The organism is Amycolatopsis sp. NPDC051045 (assembly GCF_040682955.1).
Classification (GTDB): Bacteria; Actinomycetota; Actinomycetes; order Mycobacteriales; family Pseudonocardiaceae; genus Amycolatopsis.
Genome location: NZ_JBFBCC010000002.1, coordinates 228,593 through 244,989 on the forward strand (window position 1 = coordinate 228,593; position 16,397 = coordinate 244,989).

Consider the following 16,397-nt stretch of genomic DNA (forward strand, 5'->3'; position numbering starts at 1 on the left):
TCAGGCGAGGACGGTGTCCAGCGGCGTGTGCGGCAGGTCGTGGGCCACCGCGACCGGGCCGTTCGTCAGGGCGCCGGCGTGCGTGTTGAGGCCCTTCGCCAGCGCGGCGTCGGCCTGCAGCGCGGCCTTCCAGCCGTGCTCGGCGAGCTGGACCGCGTAGGGCAGCGTGACGTTCGTGAGGCCGTAGGTCGAGGTCCGGGGCACCGCGCCCGGCATGTTCGCGACGCAGTAGAAGAGCGACTCGTGCACGGTGTAGGTCGGGTCGTCGTGCGTGGTCGGGCGCGAGTCGGCGAAGCAGCCGCCCTGGTCGATCGCGATGTCGACGAGCACGCTGCCCGCCTTCATGCGGGCGACGAGTTCGTTCGAGACCAGCTTCGGCGCCTTCGCGCCCGGGACGAGCACCGCGCCGATGACCAGGTCGGCCTGCAGCACGGACTCCTCGACCGAGAACCGGGTCGACGTCACCGTGCGGATGCGGCCGCCGAAGTCGTGGTCGATCTGGCGGAGGCGGTCGACGTTGGTGTCCAGGATTTCGACGTCCGAGCCGAGGCCCAGCGCGACGCGGGCGGCGTTCAGGCCCGCGACACCGCCGCCGATGACGACGACGCGCGCCGGGTGCACGCCGGGGATGCCGCCGGGCAGGACACCGCGCCCGCCGCTCGGCTTCATCAGCGAGAACGCGCCGACCTGCGGCGCCAGCCGGCCCGCGACCTCGGACATCGGGGCGAGCAGCGGGAGCGCGCCGGAGGCGGTCTGCACGGTCTCGTAGGCGATCGCGGTGGTGCCGGCGGCCAGCAGCGCGTCGGTCAGCGGCCGGTCGGCGGCGATGTGCAGGTAGGTGAACAGCACCTGGTCGGCGCGCAGCCGGGGGTACTCCTCGGCGATCGGCTCCTTGACCTTCAGGACGAGCTCGCCCTCGGCCCACGTCTCATCGGCGGTGGCGAGGACCTTCGCGCCCGCGGCGACGTACTCCTCGTCGGTGATCGACGAACCCACCCCGGCGCCGGTCTCGACGAAGACGTCGTGCCCGCGGCCGACCAGCTCGTGCACCCCCGCCGGGGTCAGCGCGACCCGGTATTCGTGCTTCTTGACTTCACGGGGAACGGCGATACGCACGGTCGGCCTCCTGGGTCGGTCTGCGTCCGGAATCGGTGCGGTGGTGCCACTCACGGTGAACCACCCGGACGGCGGTGTCATCGTGCTGTGCGGACAGTTCTTCGCCGGGTTCGTAGTGCTGGCCGGACAAGATCCTTGACTTCGCCTTCACTCGAGGTGGCAGCGTGGCCCGCATGCATGCGGTCAGGGTGCGCCCGCGCGATCGAGTCGTGGTCGAAGCGGTGCCGGTCGGATGAGCGGGTTCGACGTCGACGAGTTCCTCGCCCGGCCGCTCACCGCGCGGGTGGCCACGGACGGGCCGACCGTGCGGCCCACGTGGTACCTCTGGGAAGGCGGTGCGTTCTGGATCCTCAGCGGTCCGTGGTCCCGCCTGCCGGCGCGGATCCGCGTGCGACCGCGGATCGCGCTCACCGTGGACGTCTGCGAACTCGACACCGGAGTGGTCCGGCAGGTCGTGGCGAGCGGCGACGCGGACCTCCGTCCGTTCGACGTCGCACGCGGCCGCCGGAAGCTCGTGCGCTACCTGGGCGCCGACGAGGAACGCTGGGACCCGCGGTTCCGCGCCTACCTGCGCGGCGACCCGGACACGGTCTGGGTGCACCTGCGGCCGTCCCGGCTGGTCGCGGCGGACCTCAGCTACGAAACGCCGTGAAGGCCTCCTCGAAGGACACGGAGTCCCTCGAAGAGGCCTTCACGAACTCCGCCGCGGGAGCGGGAGCGGAGGGTCAGGCGCGGTACGCCGACCAGGAGTTCTTCATCCGCGTGCTCTGGCCCGCGGTGAACTCGTACATGCAGCTGTCGTAGCTGTAGTCCATGAAGTTGTGCACCGGGTCCTGGCCGGTCGAGGTGCAGGTGTCCTTGCTCGCCGGGCAGCCGGACGTCGCCGTCGCTTCGGCCGGGGTGTCCGACACGTAGTCGCCCGAACCCGAGCAGCCGCCCTGGAACGTGTGGTACAGCCCCATCCAGTGGCCGACCTCGTGGGTGGCGGTGTCGCCCTCGTTGTAGTTCGTGGCCGACCGGCCCGGCAGCGACTCGTCCAGCAGGACCACGCCGTCCATCTTCGGCTGCGAGTTGTAGCTCGACGGGAACGTCGCCCAGCCGAGCAGGTCGTCGCCGAGGCTGGCGGTGTAGATGTTCAGCGCGTTCTTGCCGCCCTTGCGCAGCGAGTTCTTCATGTTGCGCTCGGCCGAGGTGCCGTCGGTGATGCCGTTGTACCAGGTGGAGTTGTTGGTGTAGTCGGTGCTCACGAGCGAGAAGCTGAAGCCGCTCGACGCGTAGGCGCTGTTCAGGACCGAGATCTGCTTGCTGATCGCCGACGCGGGCAGGTTGCCGGTCGAGCCGCTGGTGATCACGTGGAAGTACACCGGGATGGACACGGCCGCCGCCTCCGCCGAACGCGCGGTGCGCTTGCCGGCGAGCTTGCTCTGCAGGTCCGCCTCGATGCGGGCCGCCTCCGCCGGGGACACCGTGTCGGCGTGGCCGTCCTTGCTGCGGTCCGCGGCGTGGGCGGGGGTGAAGCAGTCGCCGCTGGGCGCCGCGACGGCGCTCCCGGCTCCTGCGGCCGGCACGACCAGGGCGACCAGCGAGAGCGCGGACACCGCACCCAGCTTGACGGCGTGTGCGAACCGCTCCGAACTGCTCATGGAGGAACTCCTCTTGCAACGACCCGGCTACCCGGGGTGGTGAAGAGAAAATGCGGCACGCGATCTTCGGAATCCACCATCTTTCGGCTGGAAAAGACAATCCGAACGATCGGCGCGATCCATGCGGAGTAACGAATGGGTGGTGGGTTGGGCCGAATGGCCCATCAGCTCCAGCGGATGGCGACCAGCTGGGTGAGCAGCGCCAACCGGACGTCCGGGTCGTCGAGGTCCAGCGGCACCAGCTCGAGGAGCTTCCGCATCCGGTACCGCAGGGTGTTGGGGTGGATCCGCAGCTCCCGCGCCGCCGCTCGCGGGTCGCCGGGGTGCCGCAGCCACTCGTAGAGCGTCTCGACGTAACCGGCTTTGCCCGCTTCGTCGTGCGCGCGCAGGGTGCCCAGCGGGCCGAGGTCGGAGACCTTCGCCGCGGCCGCCGCCGTCGCGCCGCGGTGCAGCGTCAACGCCGTCCAGGCTTCGTCGAAGGCGATCACGCGCTCGCCGAGGAGTTCGGCGCGCAGCAGGCCGAGGGCTTCGTCGGCCTGGGCGCGCGACACCGAGAGGTCGCCGATCCCGCCGGGGGCGCCCGCCGCGGCCCGCGGAGCTCCGCCGCGCCGCGACGCCGGCTGGGCGGCCAGTGCCTGCCGCAGCTCCGCCCAGCCACCCGGACCCGGCCGGTCCGGCACCACGGCGTAGAGCAGCCCGGCGAGCTCGGTCGCCACCGGACGGCTGCCGATGCCCTGGGAGATCCGCTCGAGCAGGGCGAGCCGCAGGCCCTCGGCGTCCCGCCCGTCGCCGCCGGTGACCTCGATGACGACCACGCGGTGCGGCTCGTCGGACAGGTCCAGCTCCGCCATCGCCTTGCGCGGGTTCGCCCGGCCTTCGAGCACCGCGCGCAGCAGCTCGGCCGACGCGCGGCGCTGCGCGTCGGTGTGCGCCCGCCGCCGCAGCAGGTGCAGCGCGACGACGGGGGCGGCGTCGGCGAACGCGGCCGCGCGCTCGTCGGACACCGGCCCGGCGACCACCGCCCACATCGACCCGAGCAGCTCGCCACCCATCCGGATCGGCACGATCAGCCGCGGCAGCGTGCCGTCGCGCTGGGCGGGGACGAAGATCGTCTGCCGCCCGCGGGACAGCTCCCGGAACACCCCGCGCGACCGGAACCGCGCGAGCACGTCGTCGGGGATGCGGCGGCCCATGATCGTGGCGACGCGGGCGGGATCGGTCAGGTCCTGGCGCGCGGAGTAGGCGAGCACGCGCGAGTTGGTGTCCTCGATGGTCACCGGCGCGTCGACGACGCTCGCGACGGCATCGGCGAGCCGGAACAGGTCGCCGGAACCGGGGTCGAGGTTGTCCGACTCGTCGGCGAGGGCGTCGAGGACGGTCCGCAGCAACCAGACGAGCTGCGCCCACGACGTCGCGGCGTGCACCTGGATCAGCGCGATCCCGCTGGCTTTCGCGGCCCGTTTCACCGCCGGTTTCGCGGCCAGCGGCGGCTTGAGCAGCACGGCGGCGGCGCCCTGCCCGGCGCTCTGCACCACCAGCTCGGCGGCATCTTCGGGTCCGGTAATGGCGACGCCGAGCACGAGGTCACCGGCGGCGAGGGTGAGGGCCCCGCCGGGTTCGGCGATGACGACGTCGGCGACCGCGGGCGAGTCTTCGGGCAGCTGGAGCGCGTGGAGCAGTGTCGGCCCCACCCGGTCGACCACGCTGCGCACCGAAACCACGGGAGCATTCTCGCCGAGAAGCCGGTGGACGGCTCGGTAGGGTCGTCGGGGTGAGCGATGCCCGGCGGATCGTCGAATCCGGCTACGACAGCTCGGCGAAGCGGTACCTCGAATGGAGCGCGCGGATCCCGGACGACCCGCGGACGCGGTTCACCGCGGAGCTCACCGACCGGCTGGCCGAGGGCGCCCGGGTCCTCGACCTCGGCTGCGGCGCCGGGGTGCCGAGCACGGCGGTGCTCGCCGAGCGGCACGACGTCCTCGGCGTCGACGTCTCCGCGGCCCAGCTCGGCCTCGCGCGCCGCAACGTCCCGGCCGCGCGGTTCGAGAAGGGCGACATGACCGGACTGCCTTCCGGACGGCAGCTTCGCCGCGGTCACGGCGTTCTACTCGGTGCTGCACGTGCCGCGCGAGGAGCAGGGGGCGCTCTTCTCGCGGATCGCCGCCTGGCTGCGGCCCGGCGGCTGGTTCCTCGCCGCACTCGGCTGCAGCGAAATGAACGGCGTCGAAGCCGACTGGCTGGGCACGCCGATGTTCTTCAGCAGCCACGCACCGGCGGTGAACCGGCAGCTGCTCGAAGCGGCCGGGTTCACGCTCGAAGTGGACGAGCCGGTGACGATGCAGGAGCCGGAGGGACCGGCGACCTTCCACTGGGTGCTCGGCCGGCGCTGAGCCCGGGCCCGCCCGGGCACCTCCGGCTAGCGGGACAGGACCGCCGTCAGGACCCGCCACAGCTCGGCCGCCGGGTCCTCGACCGGCCCCGGGGAACGCCACGCGACGATGCCGTCCGGGCGCACCAGCGATGCGCCACCCGTCGAGAGCCCGTAGCGAGCGGCGAAAGTCTCGCCGTCGAGCACGTGGCAGTCGAGGCGGACGCCCAGCTCCGCCGCGATGTCCGACGCGGCCGGTTGCCACCGCGTTCCGTCGGCGGCGCACAGCAGCACCCACGAGTGACCCAGAAGGTCCACAGTGGACTCCAGGCCCGGCGCCCGGAAGCCGGGGCGCCCGGTCGGGGCGTGCACGTCCTCGACGCGCTCGCCGTCGTCCGGCTCCTCCGAGAGCACCGCCGTCGAGCGGTAGCGGAACCCCAGGAGGATCGCCAGCTGGTCCTCGGCCTTCGTCAGCCCGGAGACGTCCAGGCCGGGGTGCATGCGCTGCTTCATGTTGTGCAGCGACGTGTCGATCACCATCCGCGCGATCGGCTTCCGCTCGGCTTCGTAGGTGTCGAGCAGCGGTGAACCCGCCTCGCCGCGCAGCACCGCGGCGAGCTTCCACGCGATGTCCGCGGCGTCGCCGACCGCCGTGTTGCCGCCCATCCCGCCGGTCGGCGGCGTCACCTTCGCCGCGTCGCCGATCAGGAAGACGCGGCCGGAGCGGAACCGGTCGGCGAGCCGCGCGGCGATCTCCCACGAGCCGGTCCAGATGATCTCCGGGGCCAGCTCCGGCAGGTCCGTGGCGGCGCGGATCATCGCGACGAGCCGGTCGTGGGTGAAGTCGGCCGGGCTTTCGCCGCGGTCGGGGAAGTAGTCCGGCGCGAAAACGTACCGGTTCGGCACGTCGGTGGTGACGAACCCGGCGGTGAAATCCGGGTGCTGCAGGTAGAACAGGTCGGACACCCCGGCCTGGACGCGGTCGCCGAGGTCGGCGTCGAACACCACGCCGAGGCAGTGGCTCAGCGCGTCCATCCCCGTGGTCCCGATGCCGAGCCGCTGCCGGATCCCGCTGCGGCCGCCGTCGGCGGCGACGACGTAGTCCGCGCGCACCAGGGTTTCCGCGCCGGAATCGCGGTGGCGCAGGGTGGCGGTGACGCCGTCGCCGTCTTGGGCCAGGTCGGTCAGTTCGGTCCGGAACTCCACCCGCGCGCCGGCTTTTTCCGCGTGGGCCAGCAGGATCGGCTCCACGACGTCCTGGCCGGCCATCGCGGCGGGCAGCGTCGTCGCGGCCGAGACGTCGAACTCGCTGCCGTCCTGGACGAGTCGGTGCAGCACCCGGCCGGCCAGGCTGGTCGCGACGGTGATCCGCAGCCCCTGCGACGCCCGCGGGCTCGCCGCCAGCACCTCGCGGTCGATTCCCGCCCAGTGGAACAACTCCATCGTGCGCCAATTCTGCCCGGCGGCGCGCGAGTGGACCGACGTCCCCGCGTGCCGTTCGACGGTCAGCACGTCCACTCCCGCCTGTGCCAGGAACAGCGACGCCGACAACCCACCCAGTCCGGCCCCGACGACCAGCACCTGTACTCGCTCTGTCATCACTACCTCCATGCCCGTGAATCTCTTCTGATAAGTATCTTAGACACAAAGAGATTAATTAGGCAAGAGAACGCAGCTCCCAGGAGGTGGGAAGGGTTGGGTAGGCCGTTCGGCGCACGTAGCTTCGTCCTGGTAGCCCCTTCATGAATCCCTTGAGCCGCAAGGAGAACCGATGAGCGCGGACGACACCTCGGCGTGGTCCTTCGAGACCAAGCAGATCCACGCGGGCGCCGCGCCGGACCCGGCCACGGGGGCGCGGGCGACGCCGATCTACCAGACGACGTCGTACGTCTTCCGGGACAGCCAGCACGGCGCCGACCTGTTCAGCCTCGCCGAGCCCGGCAACATCTACACGCGGATCATGAACCCGACCCAGGACGTGCTGGAGCAGCGGCTCGCCGCGCTCGAAGGCGGCGTCGCGGCGCTGGCGTTCGCGTCCGGCTCGGCCGCGACCACGGCGGCGATCCTCAACCTCGCGGGTGCGGGCGACCACTTCGTCTCGAGCCCGTCGCTCTACGGCGGCACCTACAACCTCTTCCACTACACGCTGCCGAAGCTCGGCATCGAGGTCACGTTCATCGACGACCAGGACGACCTGGAGCAGTGGCGTGCCGCCGTCCGGCCGAACACGAAGCTGTTCTTCGCCGAGACGCTGGCCAACCCGGGCAGCAACGTCCTGGACATCCGCGGCGTCGCCGACGTCGCGCACGAGGCGGGTGTCCCGCTCGTCGTCGACAACACCGTGCCCACGCCGTACCTGCTGCGCCCGATCGAGCACGGCGCGGACGTCGTCGTGCACTCCGCGACGAAGTACCTCGGCGGCCACGGGACGACGGTGGCCGGCGTGCTGGTCGACGGCGGCACGTTCGACTTCGGCCAGGACCCGGCGAAGTTCCCCGGCTTCAACGAGCCGGACCCGAGCTACCACGGCCTGAAGTACTGGGAGGCGCTCGGCCCGGGCGCGTACGCGGCGAAGGCGCGCGTACAGATCCTTCGCGACACCGGCGCGGCGATCGCGCCGTGGAACAGCTTCCTGATCCTGCAGGGCATCGAGACGCTGTCGCTGCGCCTCGAGCGGCACGTGGCGAACGCGCAGGCGCTGGCCGAGTGGCTGGAGCAGCGCGACGAGGTCGAAAAGGTCTACTACGCCGGCCTGCCGTCGAGCCCGCACCACGCCAACGCGCAGAAGTACCTCCCGCGCGGTGCGGGCGCGGTCCTGTCGTTCGACCTGCGCGGCGGCGTCGAGGCGGGCCGGAAGTTCGTCGACGGCACCGAGCTGCACAGCCAGCTGGTGAACATCGGTGACGTCCGCAGCCTGATCGTGCACCCGGCCTCGACCACGCACAGCCAGCTGACGCCCGAGGAGCAGCTCTCCAGCGGCGTCACGCCCGGGCTGGTCCGGCTCGCCGTCGGGCTGGAGGGCATCGAGGACCTCAAGGCCGACCTCGAGGCCGGATTCCGGGCGGCCAAGGCGGAACTGTGACGGCTGAGCCCGTCACCGGCGCCTGGCGGATCGGTGATCCGCCGGGCCGCCGGGAGTTCGTCACCGGCCCCGGCGCGCTCGCGCTGGAGGCCGGTGGCGTGCTGCCCGCTTTTTCCCTCGCGTACGAAACGTGGGGGACGCTCAACACGGACGCGTCCAACGCGGTCCTCGTCGAACACGCGCTGACCGGGGACAGCCACGCGGCCGGGCCCGCCGAGCCGGGGCACCCGAGCGCGGGCTGGTGGGACGGGCTGATCGGGCCCGGGAAGGCCGTGGACACGAACGAGTTCTTCGTCGTGGTCCCGAACGTGCTGGGCGGCTGCCAAGGCTCGACCGGACCGTCGTCGCCTTCGCCTGACGGCCGACCGTGGGGCAGCCGGTTCCCGGTCGTGACGGTCCGCGATCAGGTCGCCGCCGAGGCGGTGCTGGCGGAGCACCTCGGAATCGACCGCTGGGCGGCCGTCGTCGGTGGCTCGATGGGCGGGATGCGCGCGCTGGAGTGGGCGGTGTCGCTGCCCTCGCGAGTGGCTTCGGTGCTGGTGCTGGCGTCGACCGCGCGGGCGTCCGCCGAGCAGATCGCCTGGGCCTCGCCGCAGCTGCACGCGATCCGCAGCGACCCGTCCTTCCACGGCGGCGACTACTACTCGGCGCCGGAAGGGCCGTTTCGGGGACTCGGCATCGCCCGGCGGATCGCGCACGTCACCTACCGCAGCGAACCCGAGCTGGCCCAGCGGTTCGGCCGGGCGTACCAAGGTGACGAGGACCCCTTGCGGCGCGGCCGGTTCGCCGTCGAGTCCTATTTGGACCACCACGCGGGCAAGCTGGCGCGCCGCTTCGACGCGAACAGCTACCTGGTGCTGACGGAGTCGATGAACACCCACGACGTCGGCCGCGGCCGCGGCGGCGTGGCGGCGGCGCTGGGCCGGGTGACGGCGCGGGCGGTGATCGGCGGCGTCGACAGCGACCGGCTCTACCCGCTGTACCAGTCGGCGGAGATCGCGGCCGGGATCCCGGGCGCGCCGGAACCGTCGGTGGTGTCGTCGCCGTACGGCCACGATTCGTTCCTCATCGAGACCGGCCAGATCGCGGCCTTGGTGAAGCAGCTGCTGGGCTAGCGCCCTAGTCCGAGACGGCTTCGGAGATCCAGGGCGCCACCGGCAGGTCGCGGTCCAGGCACTCCGCCGACAGCCGGATCGTCCAGCGCAGCGCCTGCAGGACGAGGCTGTCGACCTCGTCCGGCGCCGCGTTGGCCAGGGCGATCTCGACCTGCTCCTGCGCGGCTTCGGTGTTGCCGTGCACCTCCGCGAGCAGGGTGCGGACCGCGGTCCGCACCGGCGGGTCGGCCTGGTCGATCGAGACCTCTTCGCCGTCCTCGTCGAACACCTGGACCTTCACCGGGGCGCTGCCCCCGTCTCCGAGGGTGGAGACCATCGCGCTGCACTCGCCGAAGAGCAGCAGCATCAGGGCCTTCGTCTCGTCCGCGCGGCCCGCCGGCTCGGCGGCCGACGGGGCGACCTCGCCCAGTGCTTCGGCGTCGTCGCCGAGGCTCAGCGCGGTCAACGCGCGCTGAGCCTTCTCGACGAGCCGGCGCTCCTGCTCGCTCCAATCCGGGTCCACGTGCCCCATCAAACACCAGCGACGGCCCTCGTGGGGATACCTTGATCCGCCGGTGGTCATCCGGCGGCGCGGAGGGCACCCAGTGCGAGCCGGCAGAGCAGCTCGGCGAGTTCGTCGTCACCGAGATGGCGGTTGTACGGGGTCGAGTTGATCAATCCGAACACGGCGTGTGCTGCCGACCGCGCCTGCCGTTCTCCCAGCTCGGGGACCGCTTCGCGGATCACGCGCACCCACACCTCGACGTACTGGCGCTGGAGCGCGCGCACCTGCTTGCGGTCGGCGTCGGTGAGGTTGGCGAGGTTGCGTTCCTGGACGGTGATCAGGGCCGGGTGCGCGAGGGCGAAGTCGACGTGGAACCGCACGAGCCCGATCAGCGTGTCGTCGGCATCACCCGGACGGCTTGCCCGGGCGGTGCCGCCGTCGAGCAGGTAGCGGCTGATCGAGTTCAGCATCTCGCCGAGGATCGCGTCCTTGCTGCGGAAGTGCCGGTAGAGCGCCGGACCGGAGATGCCGACCGCGGCGCCGATGTCGTCGATGCCGACGCCGTGGAAGCCGTGGTGGGCGAACAGCTCGGCGGCCGCGGACAGGATCTGTTCGCGCCTGTTCGCCTTCTCGCCGTTCACGAGAGGGGTGGGGTTGGCCGGCATCCGGCCATATTAGAGCGGCAGGTTAGCGAGCGCTAACGTCCGGTTCGGGGAACGGCCGGGGCGCCGCCGGCCGGCCGCGGCTGACCGATCGCTGACAATTCATCCTTCCGGTGTGGGCCGAGTGGGTATCCACCGGTATCTAGGGGTTCCTTGTGAGCCTCCCACCTGCTGTCCTATTTGGGTCGGCCCTGTCACAAAGGAGTGACCCATGGCTGTTCCCACCCGTAATTTCCGGCGAACCCTCCTACGGTTGAGTACGGCCCTGGGGGCCGTTGTCCTTGCCACACTCGGCGTCACGGGCCTCGCCCAAGCCGCCGGGACCGTCTACGCGGCGGTCGGTGACTCCTACTCCTCGGGGGTCGGAGCCGGCAGCTACGGCAGTTCCGGGAGCTGTTACCGCAGCTCCAAGGCCTATCCGCAGCTGTGGGCCAACGCCCACAGCGGAACCTCGTTCACGTTCCTGGCCTGCTCCGGGGCCCGCACCGGCGACGTGATCAACCAGGCGAACTCGATCCCCTCGTCGGCCACGCTCGTCACGGTGACCGTCGGCGGGAACGACGCCGGGTTCAGCGACGTGATCCAGACCTGCACCCTGGGCAGTGATTCCGACTGCGTGAACCGGGTCAACACGGCCAAGACGTACGTCAACAACACGCTGCCGCCGCTGCTGACCAACACCTACAACGCGATCAAGGCCAAGGCGCCGGGCGCCAAGCTCGTCGTCCTGTCCTACCCGCGCTTCTACACCGTGCCCGGCTCCTGCTGGGTGGGGCTGAGCGACACCAAGCGCACCGCGATCAACTCGGGCGCCGACGCGCTCGCGTCGGTGATCCAGTCGCGGGCGGCATCGGCGGGCGCGACGTTCGTCGACGTCCGGTCGGCGTTCGTCGGGCACAACATCTGCTCGTCGGCCGACGACTACCTGCACAGCCTGACCTGGCCGGTGATCGAGTCGTATCACCCGACCGTGGCCGGCCAGTCGGGCGGCTACTACGCCCCGCTGCGGGCGGCGATCGGCTGAGGTGCGGCCCCGGAGGCCACCCCGGTCCGCCGGGGTGGCCTTTCCGCGTTCCGGCGACTGGACACCCACGTTAGCGGTCGCTAACATCGCACCGGAGGTTAACGACTGCTAACTTCGAGGGAGCCCATGGACACGCCGGCACTGGGGACTTCGGCTGCCCCGGACAGCGAGGCCTACGCCCGCAACGCCACATCCCACGCGGAGCTGGTCGAAGACCTCCGCAAACGGCTGGCGAGCGCCCGGCTCGGCGGGCCGGAGAAGGCGCGCACCCGGCACGTCGAGCGCGGTAAGCTGCTGCCGCGGGACCGCGTCGACACGCTGCTGGACCCGGGTTCGCCGTTCCTGGAGCTGTCGCCGCTGGCGGCCAACGGCCTTTACGACGACGAAGCGCCGTCCGCGGGCATCATCACCGGCGTCGGGCGGGTGTCGGGCCGGGAATGCGTGGTCGTCGCCAACGACGCCACCGTCAAGGGCGGCACGTACTACCCGATGACGGTGAAGAAGCACCTGCGCGCCCAGGAGGTCGCGCTGCACAACAACCTGCCGTGCGTCTACCTGGTGGACTCCGGCGGCGCGTTCCTGCCCCGGCAGGACGAGGTCTTCCCGGATCGTGAACACTTCGGCCGGATCTTCTACAACCAGGCGACGATGTCCGCACGGGGCATCCCGCAGATCGCCGCGGTGCTCGGCTCCTGCACCGCCGGCGGCGCGTACGTCCCGGCGATGAGCGACGAGGCCGTGATCGTCCGGAACCAGGGCACGATCTTCCTCGGCGGTCCGCCACTGGTGAAGGCCGCGACCGGCGAGGTCGTGACGGCGGAAGAACTGGGCGGCGGCGACGTGCACGCCCGCCAGTCCGGCGTCACCGACCACCTGGCCGACGACGACGCGCACGCGCTGCGGATCGTCCGGTCGATCGTCTCGACGCTCGGTCCGCGGGCGCCGCGCCCGTGGGACGTCGTGGCGACCGAAGCGCCCGCCGTCGATCCGGCCGAGCTGTACGGCGTCGTGCCGACCGACCCGCGCACGCCCTACGACGTGCGCGAAGTGATCGCGCGGATCGTCGACGGCAGCCGGTTCGGCGAGTTCAAGAAGGAGTACGGCGCCACCCTGGTCACCGGGTTCGCCCGGATCCACGGCCACCCGGTCGGCATCGTCGCGAACAACGGCGTGCTGTTCGCCGAGTCGGCGATGAAGGGCGCGCACTTCATCGAGCTGTGCGACAAGCGCTCGATCCCGCTGCTGTTCCTGCAGAACATCACCGGCTTCATGGTCGGGCGCGCGTACGAGGCGGGCGGCATCGCCAAGCACGGCGCGAAGATGGTCACCGCGGTGGCCTGCGCGCGGGTGCCGAAGCTGACCGTCGTGATCGGCGGGTCCTTCGGAGCGGGCAACTACTCGATGTGCGGCCGGGCCTACTCGCCGCGGTTCCTGTGGATGTGGCCGAACGCGCGGATCTCGGTGATGGGCGGCGAGCAGGCGGCGTCGGTGCTGTCGACGGTCCGCCGCGACTCGATCGAAGCCCGCGGCGGCGAGTGGTCGGCCGAGGAAGAAGAGGCGTTCAAGGACCCGATCCGCGAGCAGTACGAGGCGCAGGGCAGCCCGTACTACTCCACCGCGCGGTTGTGGGACGACGGCGTGATCGACCCGGCGGACACCCGCACGGTGCTCGGTCTGGCCCTCTCGGTCGCGGCCAACGCACCGCTGTCCGAGGTCAACTACGGCGTCTTCCGGATGTGAGGGGCATGTTCGACTCAGTTTTGGTCGCGAACCGGGGCGAAATCGCGGTCCGGGTCATCCGCACGCTGCGCGCCCTCGGCATCCGCGCGGTCGCCGTGTACAGCGACGCGGACGCCGACGCGCGGCACGTCCGCGAGGCGCATACGGCGGTGCGCATCGGCCCGGCGGAGGCCGCCCGCAGTTACCTGTCGATTCCGGCCATCGTGGACGCTGCCGTGTCGTCGGGTGCGCAGGCCGTGCACCCCGGCTACGGCTTCCTGGCGGAGAACGCCGAGTTCGCGCGGGCCTGCGAGGCCGCCGGGCTGGTGTTCATCGGCCCGCCGGTCGCGGCGATCGACGCCATGGGCGACAAGATCCGCGCCAAGGCGACGGTGTCGAAGGCCGGCGTCCCGGTCGTGCCCGGCACGTCCGATGTGGACATTCCAGAAGGTGGCTTCGCGGAAGCCGCCGCGAAGGTGGGCTATCCGCTGCTGCTCAAGCCGTCCGCCGGTGGTGGCGGCAAGGGGATGCGGCTGGTGCACGCCCCCGAAGAGTTGGAGGCGGCGATCGAGTCCGCGCGGCGCGAGGCCAAGGGCTCGTTCGGCGACGACACGCTGCTGGTGGAGCGGTTCGTCACGACGCCGCGGCACATCGAGATCCAGGTGCTGGCCGACACGCACGGCAACGTCATCCACCTCGGCGAACGCGAGTGCAGCCTGCAGCGGCGGCACCAGAAGATCATCGAGGAAGCGCCGTCGGTGCTGCTCGACGAGGTCACCCGCGAGAAGATGGGCTCGGCGGCGGTCGAGGCCGCGCGCTCGGTGGGGTACGTCGGCGCGGGCACCGTCGAGTTCATCATGTCGGCGAAGACCCCGGACGAGTTCTTCTTCATGGAGATGAACACCCGGCTGCAGGTCGAGCACCCGGTGACCGAGCTCGTCACCGGCCTCGACTTGGTCGAGTGGCAGGTTCGGGTGGCGGCGGGCGAGCGGCTTTCCCTTGTCCAGGACGATGTGGTGTTGAACGGCCACGCCGTCGAAGCCCGGGTGTACGCCGAGGACCCGGCGCGCGGCTTCATCCCGACCGGCGGCACGGTGCTGGCGGTGCACGAGCCGTCCGGCGACGGCGTCCGCGTCGACTCGTGGATGACGCCGGGTGCGGTGGTCGGCTCGAACTACGACCCGATGCTGGCCAAGGTGATCGCCTGGGGGCCGGACCGCGCGGCGGCGCTGCACCGGCTCGACCTGGCCCTGGCCGACACGGCGGTGCTGGGCATCGGCACGAACACCGCGTTCCTGCGCGGGCTGCTGGCCGACGCCGACGTCCGCGCCGGCCGGCTCGACACCGAACTGGTCGACCGGCAGCTGTCCGCCTTGGTCTCGTCGGACGTGCCCGCGGAGTTCTTCGTCGCGGCCGCGCTGGACCGGTTCCTGGAGCTGCAGCCGTCCGGGCCCGTGGTGGACCCGTGGGACGTGCCGGACGGCTGGCGGATAGGTGGCTCCGGCGGGGTGACGTTCCGGCTGAAGTCCGGCGCCGGCAAGGCCGTGGTTCGGGTGCAGGGCACGCCTTCGGCCGCGACGGTGTTGGTGGACGACGCCGAGCCGGTTCAGGTGTCGGCGCGGCGCGACGGCGACGTGCTCGAAATCCGGCACGCCGGCGGATTCCACCGCTACCGCCAGGCCTGCAGTCCGGACCGGACGGTTTGGCTGGCGCGCGACGGGCTCAGCTTCCCCTTCGGGGAACAGGAGTTCGTGCTGGCGTCGCGCGGCGAGGCCGCCGGGGCGGGCCCGGTCACCAGCCCGATGCCGGGCACGGTGCTCGTGGTGAAGGTGGCGGCCGGGGACGTGGTGCGCGCCGGGACACCGTTGCTGGTGGTCGAAGCGATGAAGATGGAGCACACGGTCACCGCGCCGATCGACGGCGTGGTCAGCGAACTCCCCGTCCGGGCCGGCCAACAGGTCGCGCTGGACGAAACCCTTGCCGTAGTCACGCCCCAAGAGGAGCAGCAGTGATCGACTTCCGCCTGGACGAGGAGTACGAGGCCCTCCGCAAGACCGTCGAGGACTTCGCGCACGCCGAAGTCGCGCCGGTCATCGGCGAGCTGTACGAGAAGGAAGAGTTCCCGTACGCCATCGTCGCGAAAATGGGCGAAATGGGCCTGTTCGGCCTGCCGTTCCCCGAGGAGTTCGGCGGCATGGGCGGCGACTACTTCGCCCTGTGCCTGGCGCTGGAGGAACTGGCCAGGGTCGACTCGTCGGTGGCGATCACGCTCGAAGCCGGCGTTTCTCTCGGCGCGATGCCGATCTACCGCTTCGGGACCCAGGAGCAGAAGGAGAAGTGGCTCCCCGACCTGTGCGCGGGCACGGCGCTGGGCGGCTTCGGCCTGACCGAACCGGGCGGCGGCTCGGACGCGGGCGCGACGCGCACGCGCGCCTCGCTGGACGGTGACGAGTGGGTGGTCAACGGCAGCAAGGCGTTCATCACGAACTCGGGCACGGACATCACCCGGTTCGTCACGGCCACCGCCGTCACCGACGTGATGGAGAACGGCCGCAAGGAGATCTCGGCGATCCTCATCCCGTCCGGCACGCCGGGTTTCGCGGTGGCACCGAAGTACTCCAAGGTCGGCTGGAACTGCTCGGACACGCACGAGCTGTCCTTTTCGGATGTCCGCATTCCGGCGGAAAACCTGATCGGCGCCCGGGGCCGCGGGTACGCCCAGTTCCTGTCCATTTTGGACGAAGGTCGGGTGGCGATCGCCGCTCTCTCGGTGGGCCTGGCACAGGGGTGCGTGGACGAGTCCCTGCGTTACGTGCAGGACCGCGTCGCGTTCGGCAAGCGGATCGGCGAGTACCAGGCGATCCAGTTCAAGATCGCGGACATGGAGGTCCGCACGCACACGGCCCGCCTGGCGTACTACCAGGCGGCGTCGAAGATGCTGCGCGGCGAGTCGTTCAAGAAGGAGGCGTCGATCGCGAAGCTGGTGGCCTCGAACGCGGCGATGGACAACGCCCGCGACGCGACGCAGATCTTCGGCGGCTACGGGTTCATGAACGAGTTCCCGGTGAGCCGCTTCTACCGCGACGCGAAGATCCTGGAGATCGGCGAGGGGACCAGCGAGGTCCAGAAGATGCTGATCTCGCGGCACCTCGGGGTCGGCTGAGCCGCGGGCGTCCCCCACTCG

The 16,397-nt window shown here is 71.2% G+C and carries 14 protein-coding genes and 1 pseudogene; 9 read left to right on the plus strand and 6 right to left on the minus strand.

Annotated elements, in window-relative coordinates; translation table 11 throughout:
- Positions 1-1,116 carry an alanine dehydrogenase gene (gene ald / locus AB0M80_RS05165; RefSeq protein ID WP_364559110.1) on the minus strand — a complete coding sequence of 372 codons (1,116 nt, stop codon included), beginning with the start codon at positions 1,114-1,116 and terminating at the stop codon, positions 1-3.
- A 232-nt stretch (positions 1,117-1,348) separates the two neighbouring features.
- On the opposite strand from ald, the gene AB0M80_RS05170 reads away from it, so the two are divergent.
- Positions 1,349-1,768 (plus strand): pyridoxamine 5'-phosphate oxidase family protein, encoded by a 420-nt coding sequence (locus AB0M80_RS05170; protein ID WP_364559113.1) that lies wholly within the window; start codon positions 1,349-1,351, stop codon positions 1,766-1,768.
- 73 nt (positions 1,769-1,841) lie between these two features.
- Here AB0M80_RS05170 and AB0M80_RS05175 read toward each other — a convergent pair whose 3' ends face one another.
- Entirely contained in the window at positions 1,842-2,759 is a 918-nt protein-coding gene (locus tag AB0M80_RS05175; RefSeq protein ID WP_364559116.1) for a zinc metalloprotease, read from the minus strand.
- Positions 2,760-2,923: 164 nt separating this feature from the next.
- A complete protein-coding gene (locus AB0M80_RS05180; RefSeq protein ID WP_364559119.1) occupies positions 2,924-4,480 on the minus strand; it encodes a helix-turn-helix domain-containing protein in 1,557 nt (518 codons plus the stop codon).
- Between the two features lie 233 nt (positions 4,481-4,713).
- Here AB0M80_RS05180 and AB0M80_RS05185 point away from each other — a divergent pair.
- Positions 4,714-4,773: pseudogene (locus AB0M80_RS05185) on the plus strand (hypothetical protein); the annotation flags it as partial.
- 97 nt (positions 4,774-4,870) lie between these two features.
- Positions 4,871-5,149 carry a hypothetical protein gene (locus AB0M80_RS05190; RefSeq protein WP_364559120.1) on the plus strand — a complete coding sequence of 93 codons (279 nt, stop codon included), beginning with the start codon at positions 4,871-4,873 and terminating at the stop codon, positions 5,147-5,149.
- A 26-nt stretch (positions 5,150-5,175) separates the two neighbouring features.
- Here the strand turns inward: AB0M80_RS05190 and rdmE are convergent, their stop codons facing one another.
- On the minus strand, positions 5,176-6,726 hold the full coding sequence (gene rdmE, locus AB0M80_RS05195) for an aklavinone 12-hydroxylase RdmE (RefSeq protein ID WP_364559123.1): 1,551 nt from the start codon (positions 6,724-6,726) through the stop codon (positions 5,176-5,178).
- 172 nt (positions 6,727-6,898) lie between these two features.
- Between rdmE and AB0M80_RS05200 the strand changes: the two genes are divergently transcribed.
- Both AB0M80_RS05200 and AB0M80_RS05205 read left to right on the plus strand, forming a co-directional pair.
- Positions 6,899-8,209 carry a bifunctional o-acetylhomoserine/o-acetylserine sulfhydrylase gene (locus AB0M80_RS05200; protein ID WP_364559126.1) on the plus strand — a complete coding sequence of 437 codons (1,311 nt, stop codon included), beginning with the start codon at positions 6,899-6,901 and terminating at the stop codon, positions 8,207-8,209.
- A complete protein-coding gene (locus AB0M80_RS05205; protein ID WP_364559128.1) occupies positions 8,206-9,324 on the plus strand; it encodes a homoserine O-acetyltransferase in 1,119 nt (372 codons plus the stop codon). Before AB0M80_RS05200 ends, AB0M80_RS05205 begins: the two co-directional genes overlap by 4 nt.
- Before the next feature lie 4 nt (positions 9,325-9,328).
- Here AB0M80_RS05205 and AB0M80_RS05210 read toward each other — a convergent pair whose 3' ends face one another.
- Together AB0M80_RS05210 and AB0M80_RS05215 are read right to left on the minus strand one after the other, a co-directional pair.
- Entirely contained in the window at positions 9,329-9,835 is a 507-nt protein-coding gene (locus tag AB0M80_RS05210) for a hypothetical protein (protein WP_364559131.1), read from the minus strand.
- A gap of 47 nt (positions 9,836-9,882) precedes the next feature.
- On the minus strand, positions 9,883-10,473 hold the full coding sequence (locus tag AB0M80_RS05215) for a TetR/AcrR family transcriptional regulator (RefSeq protein WP_364559134.1): 591 nt from the start codon (positions 10,471-10,473) through the stop codon (positions 9,883-9,885).
- Positions 10,474-10,723: 250 nt separating this feature from the next.
- On the opposite strand from AB0M80_RS05215, the gene AB0M80_RS05220 reads away from it, so the two are divergent.
- The 4 genes from AB0M80_RS05220 (at position 10,724) to AB0M80_RS05235 (ending at position 16,376) form a co-directional block, all read left to right on the plus strand.
- On the plus strand, positions 10,724-11,494 hold the full coding sequence (locus AB0M80_RS05220) for an SGNH/GDSL hydrolase family protein (RefSeq protein ID WP_364559136.1): 771 nt from the start codon (positions 10,724-10,726) through the stop codon (positions 11,492-11,494).
- A 126-nt stretch (positions 11,495-11,620) separates the two neighbouring features.
- A complete protein-coding gene (locus AB0M80_RS05225; protein WP_364559138.1) occupies positions 11,621-13,234 on the plus strand; it encodes a carboxyl transferase domain-containing protein in 1,614 nt (537 codons plus the stop codon).
- 5 nt (positions 13,235-13,239) lie between these two features.
- The gene (locus AB0M80_RS05230; protein WP_364559140.1) at positions 13,240-15,225 is read left to right on the plus strand and encodes a biotin carboxylase N-terminal domain-containing protein; all 1,986 of its coding nucleotides are present in this window, start codon (positions 13,240-13,242) and stop codon (positions 15,223-15,225) included.
- Complete coding sequence (locus AB0M80_RS05235) at positions 15,222-16,376, plus strand: acyl-CoA dehydrogenase family protein (RefSeq protein ID WP_364559143.1); 1,155 nt, start codon at positions 15,222-15,224, stop codon at positions 16,374-16,376. Before AB0M80_RS05230 ends, AB0M80_RS05235 begins: the two co-directional genes overlap by 4 nt.
- The last annotated feature ends 21 nt before the right edge of the window (positions 16,377-16,397 follow it).

Coding starts and splice junctions, on each gene's coding strand:
- AB0M80_RS05225 (WP_364559138.1), top strand. CDS start 11,621: ATGGACACGCCGGCACTGGGGACTTCGGCTGCCCCGGACAGCGAGGCC.
- AB0M80_RS05175 (WP_364559116.1), bottom strand. CDS start 2,759: ATGAGCAGTTCGGAGCGGTTCGCACACGCCGTCAAGCTGGGTGCGGTG.
- AB0M80_RS05210 (WP_364559131.1), bottom strand. CDS start 9,835: ATGGGGCACGTGGACCCGGATTGGAGCGAGCAGGAGCGCCGGCTCGTC.
- rdmE (WP_364559123.1), bottom strand. CDS start 6,726: ATGACAGAGCGAGTACAGGTGCTGGTCGTCGGGGCCGGACTGGGTGGG.
- AB0M80_RS05170 (WP_364559113.1), top strand. CDS start 1,349: ATGAGCGGGTTCGACGTCGACGAGTTCCTCGCCCGGCCGCTCACCGCG.
- AB0M80_RS05200 (WP_364559126.1), top strand. CDS start 6,899: ATGAGCGCGGACGACACCTCGGCGTGGTCCTTCGAGACCAAGCAGATC.
- AB0M80_RS05215 (WP_364559134.1), bottom strand. CDS start 10,473: ATGCCGGCCAACCCCACCCCTCTCGTGAACGGCGAGAAGGCGAACAGG.
- AB0M80_RS05230 (WP_364559140.1), top strand. CDS start 13,240: ATGTTCGACTCAGTTTTGGTCGCGAACCGGGGCGAAATCGCGGTCCGG.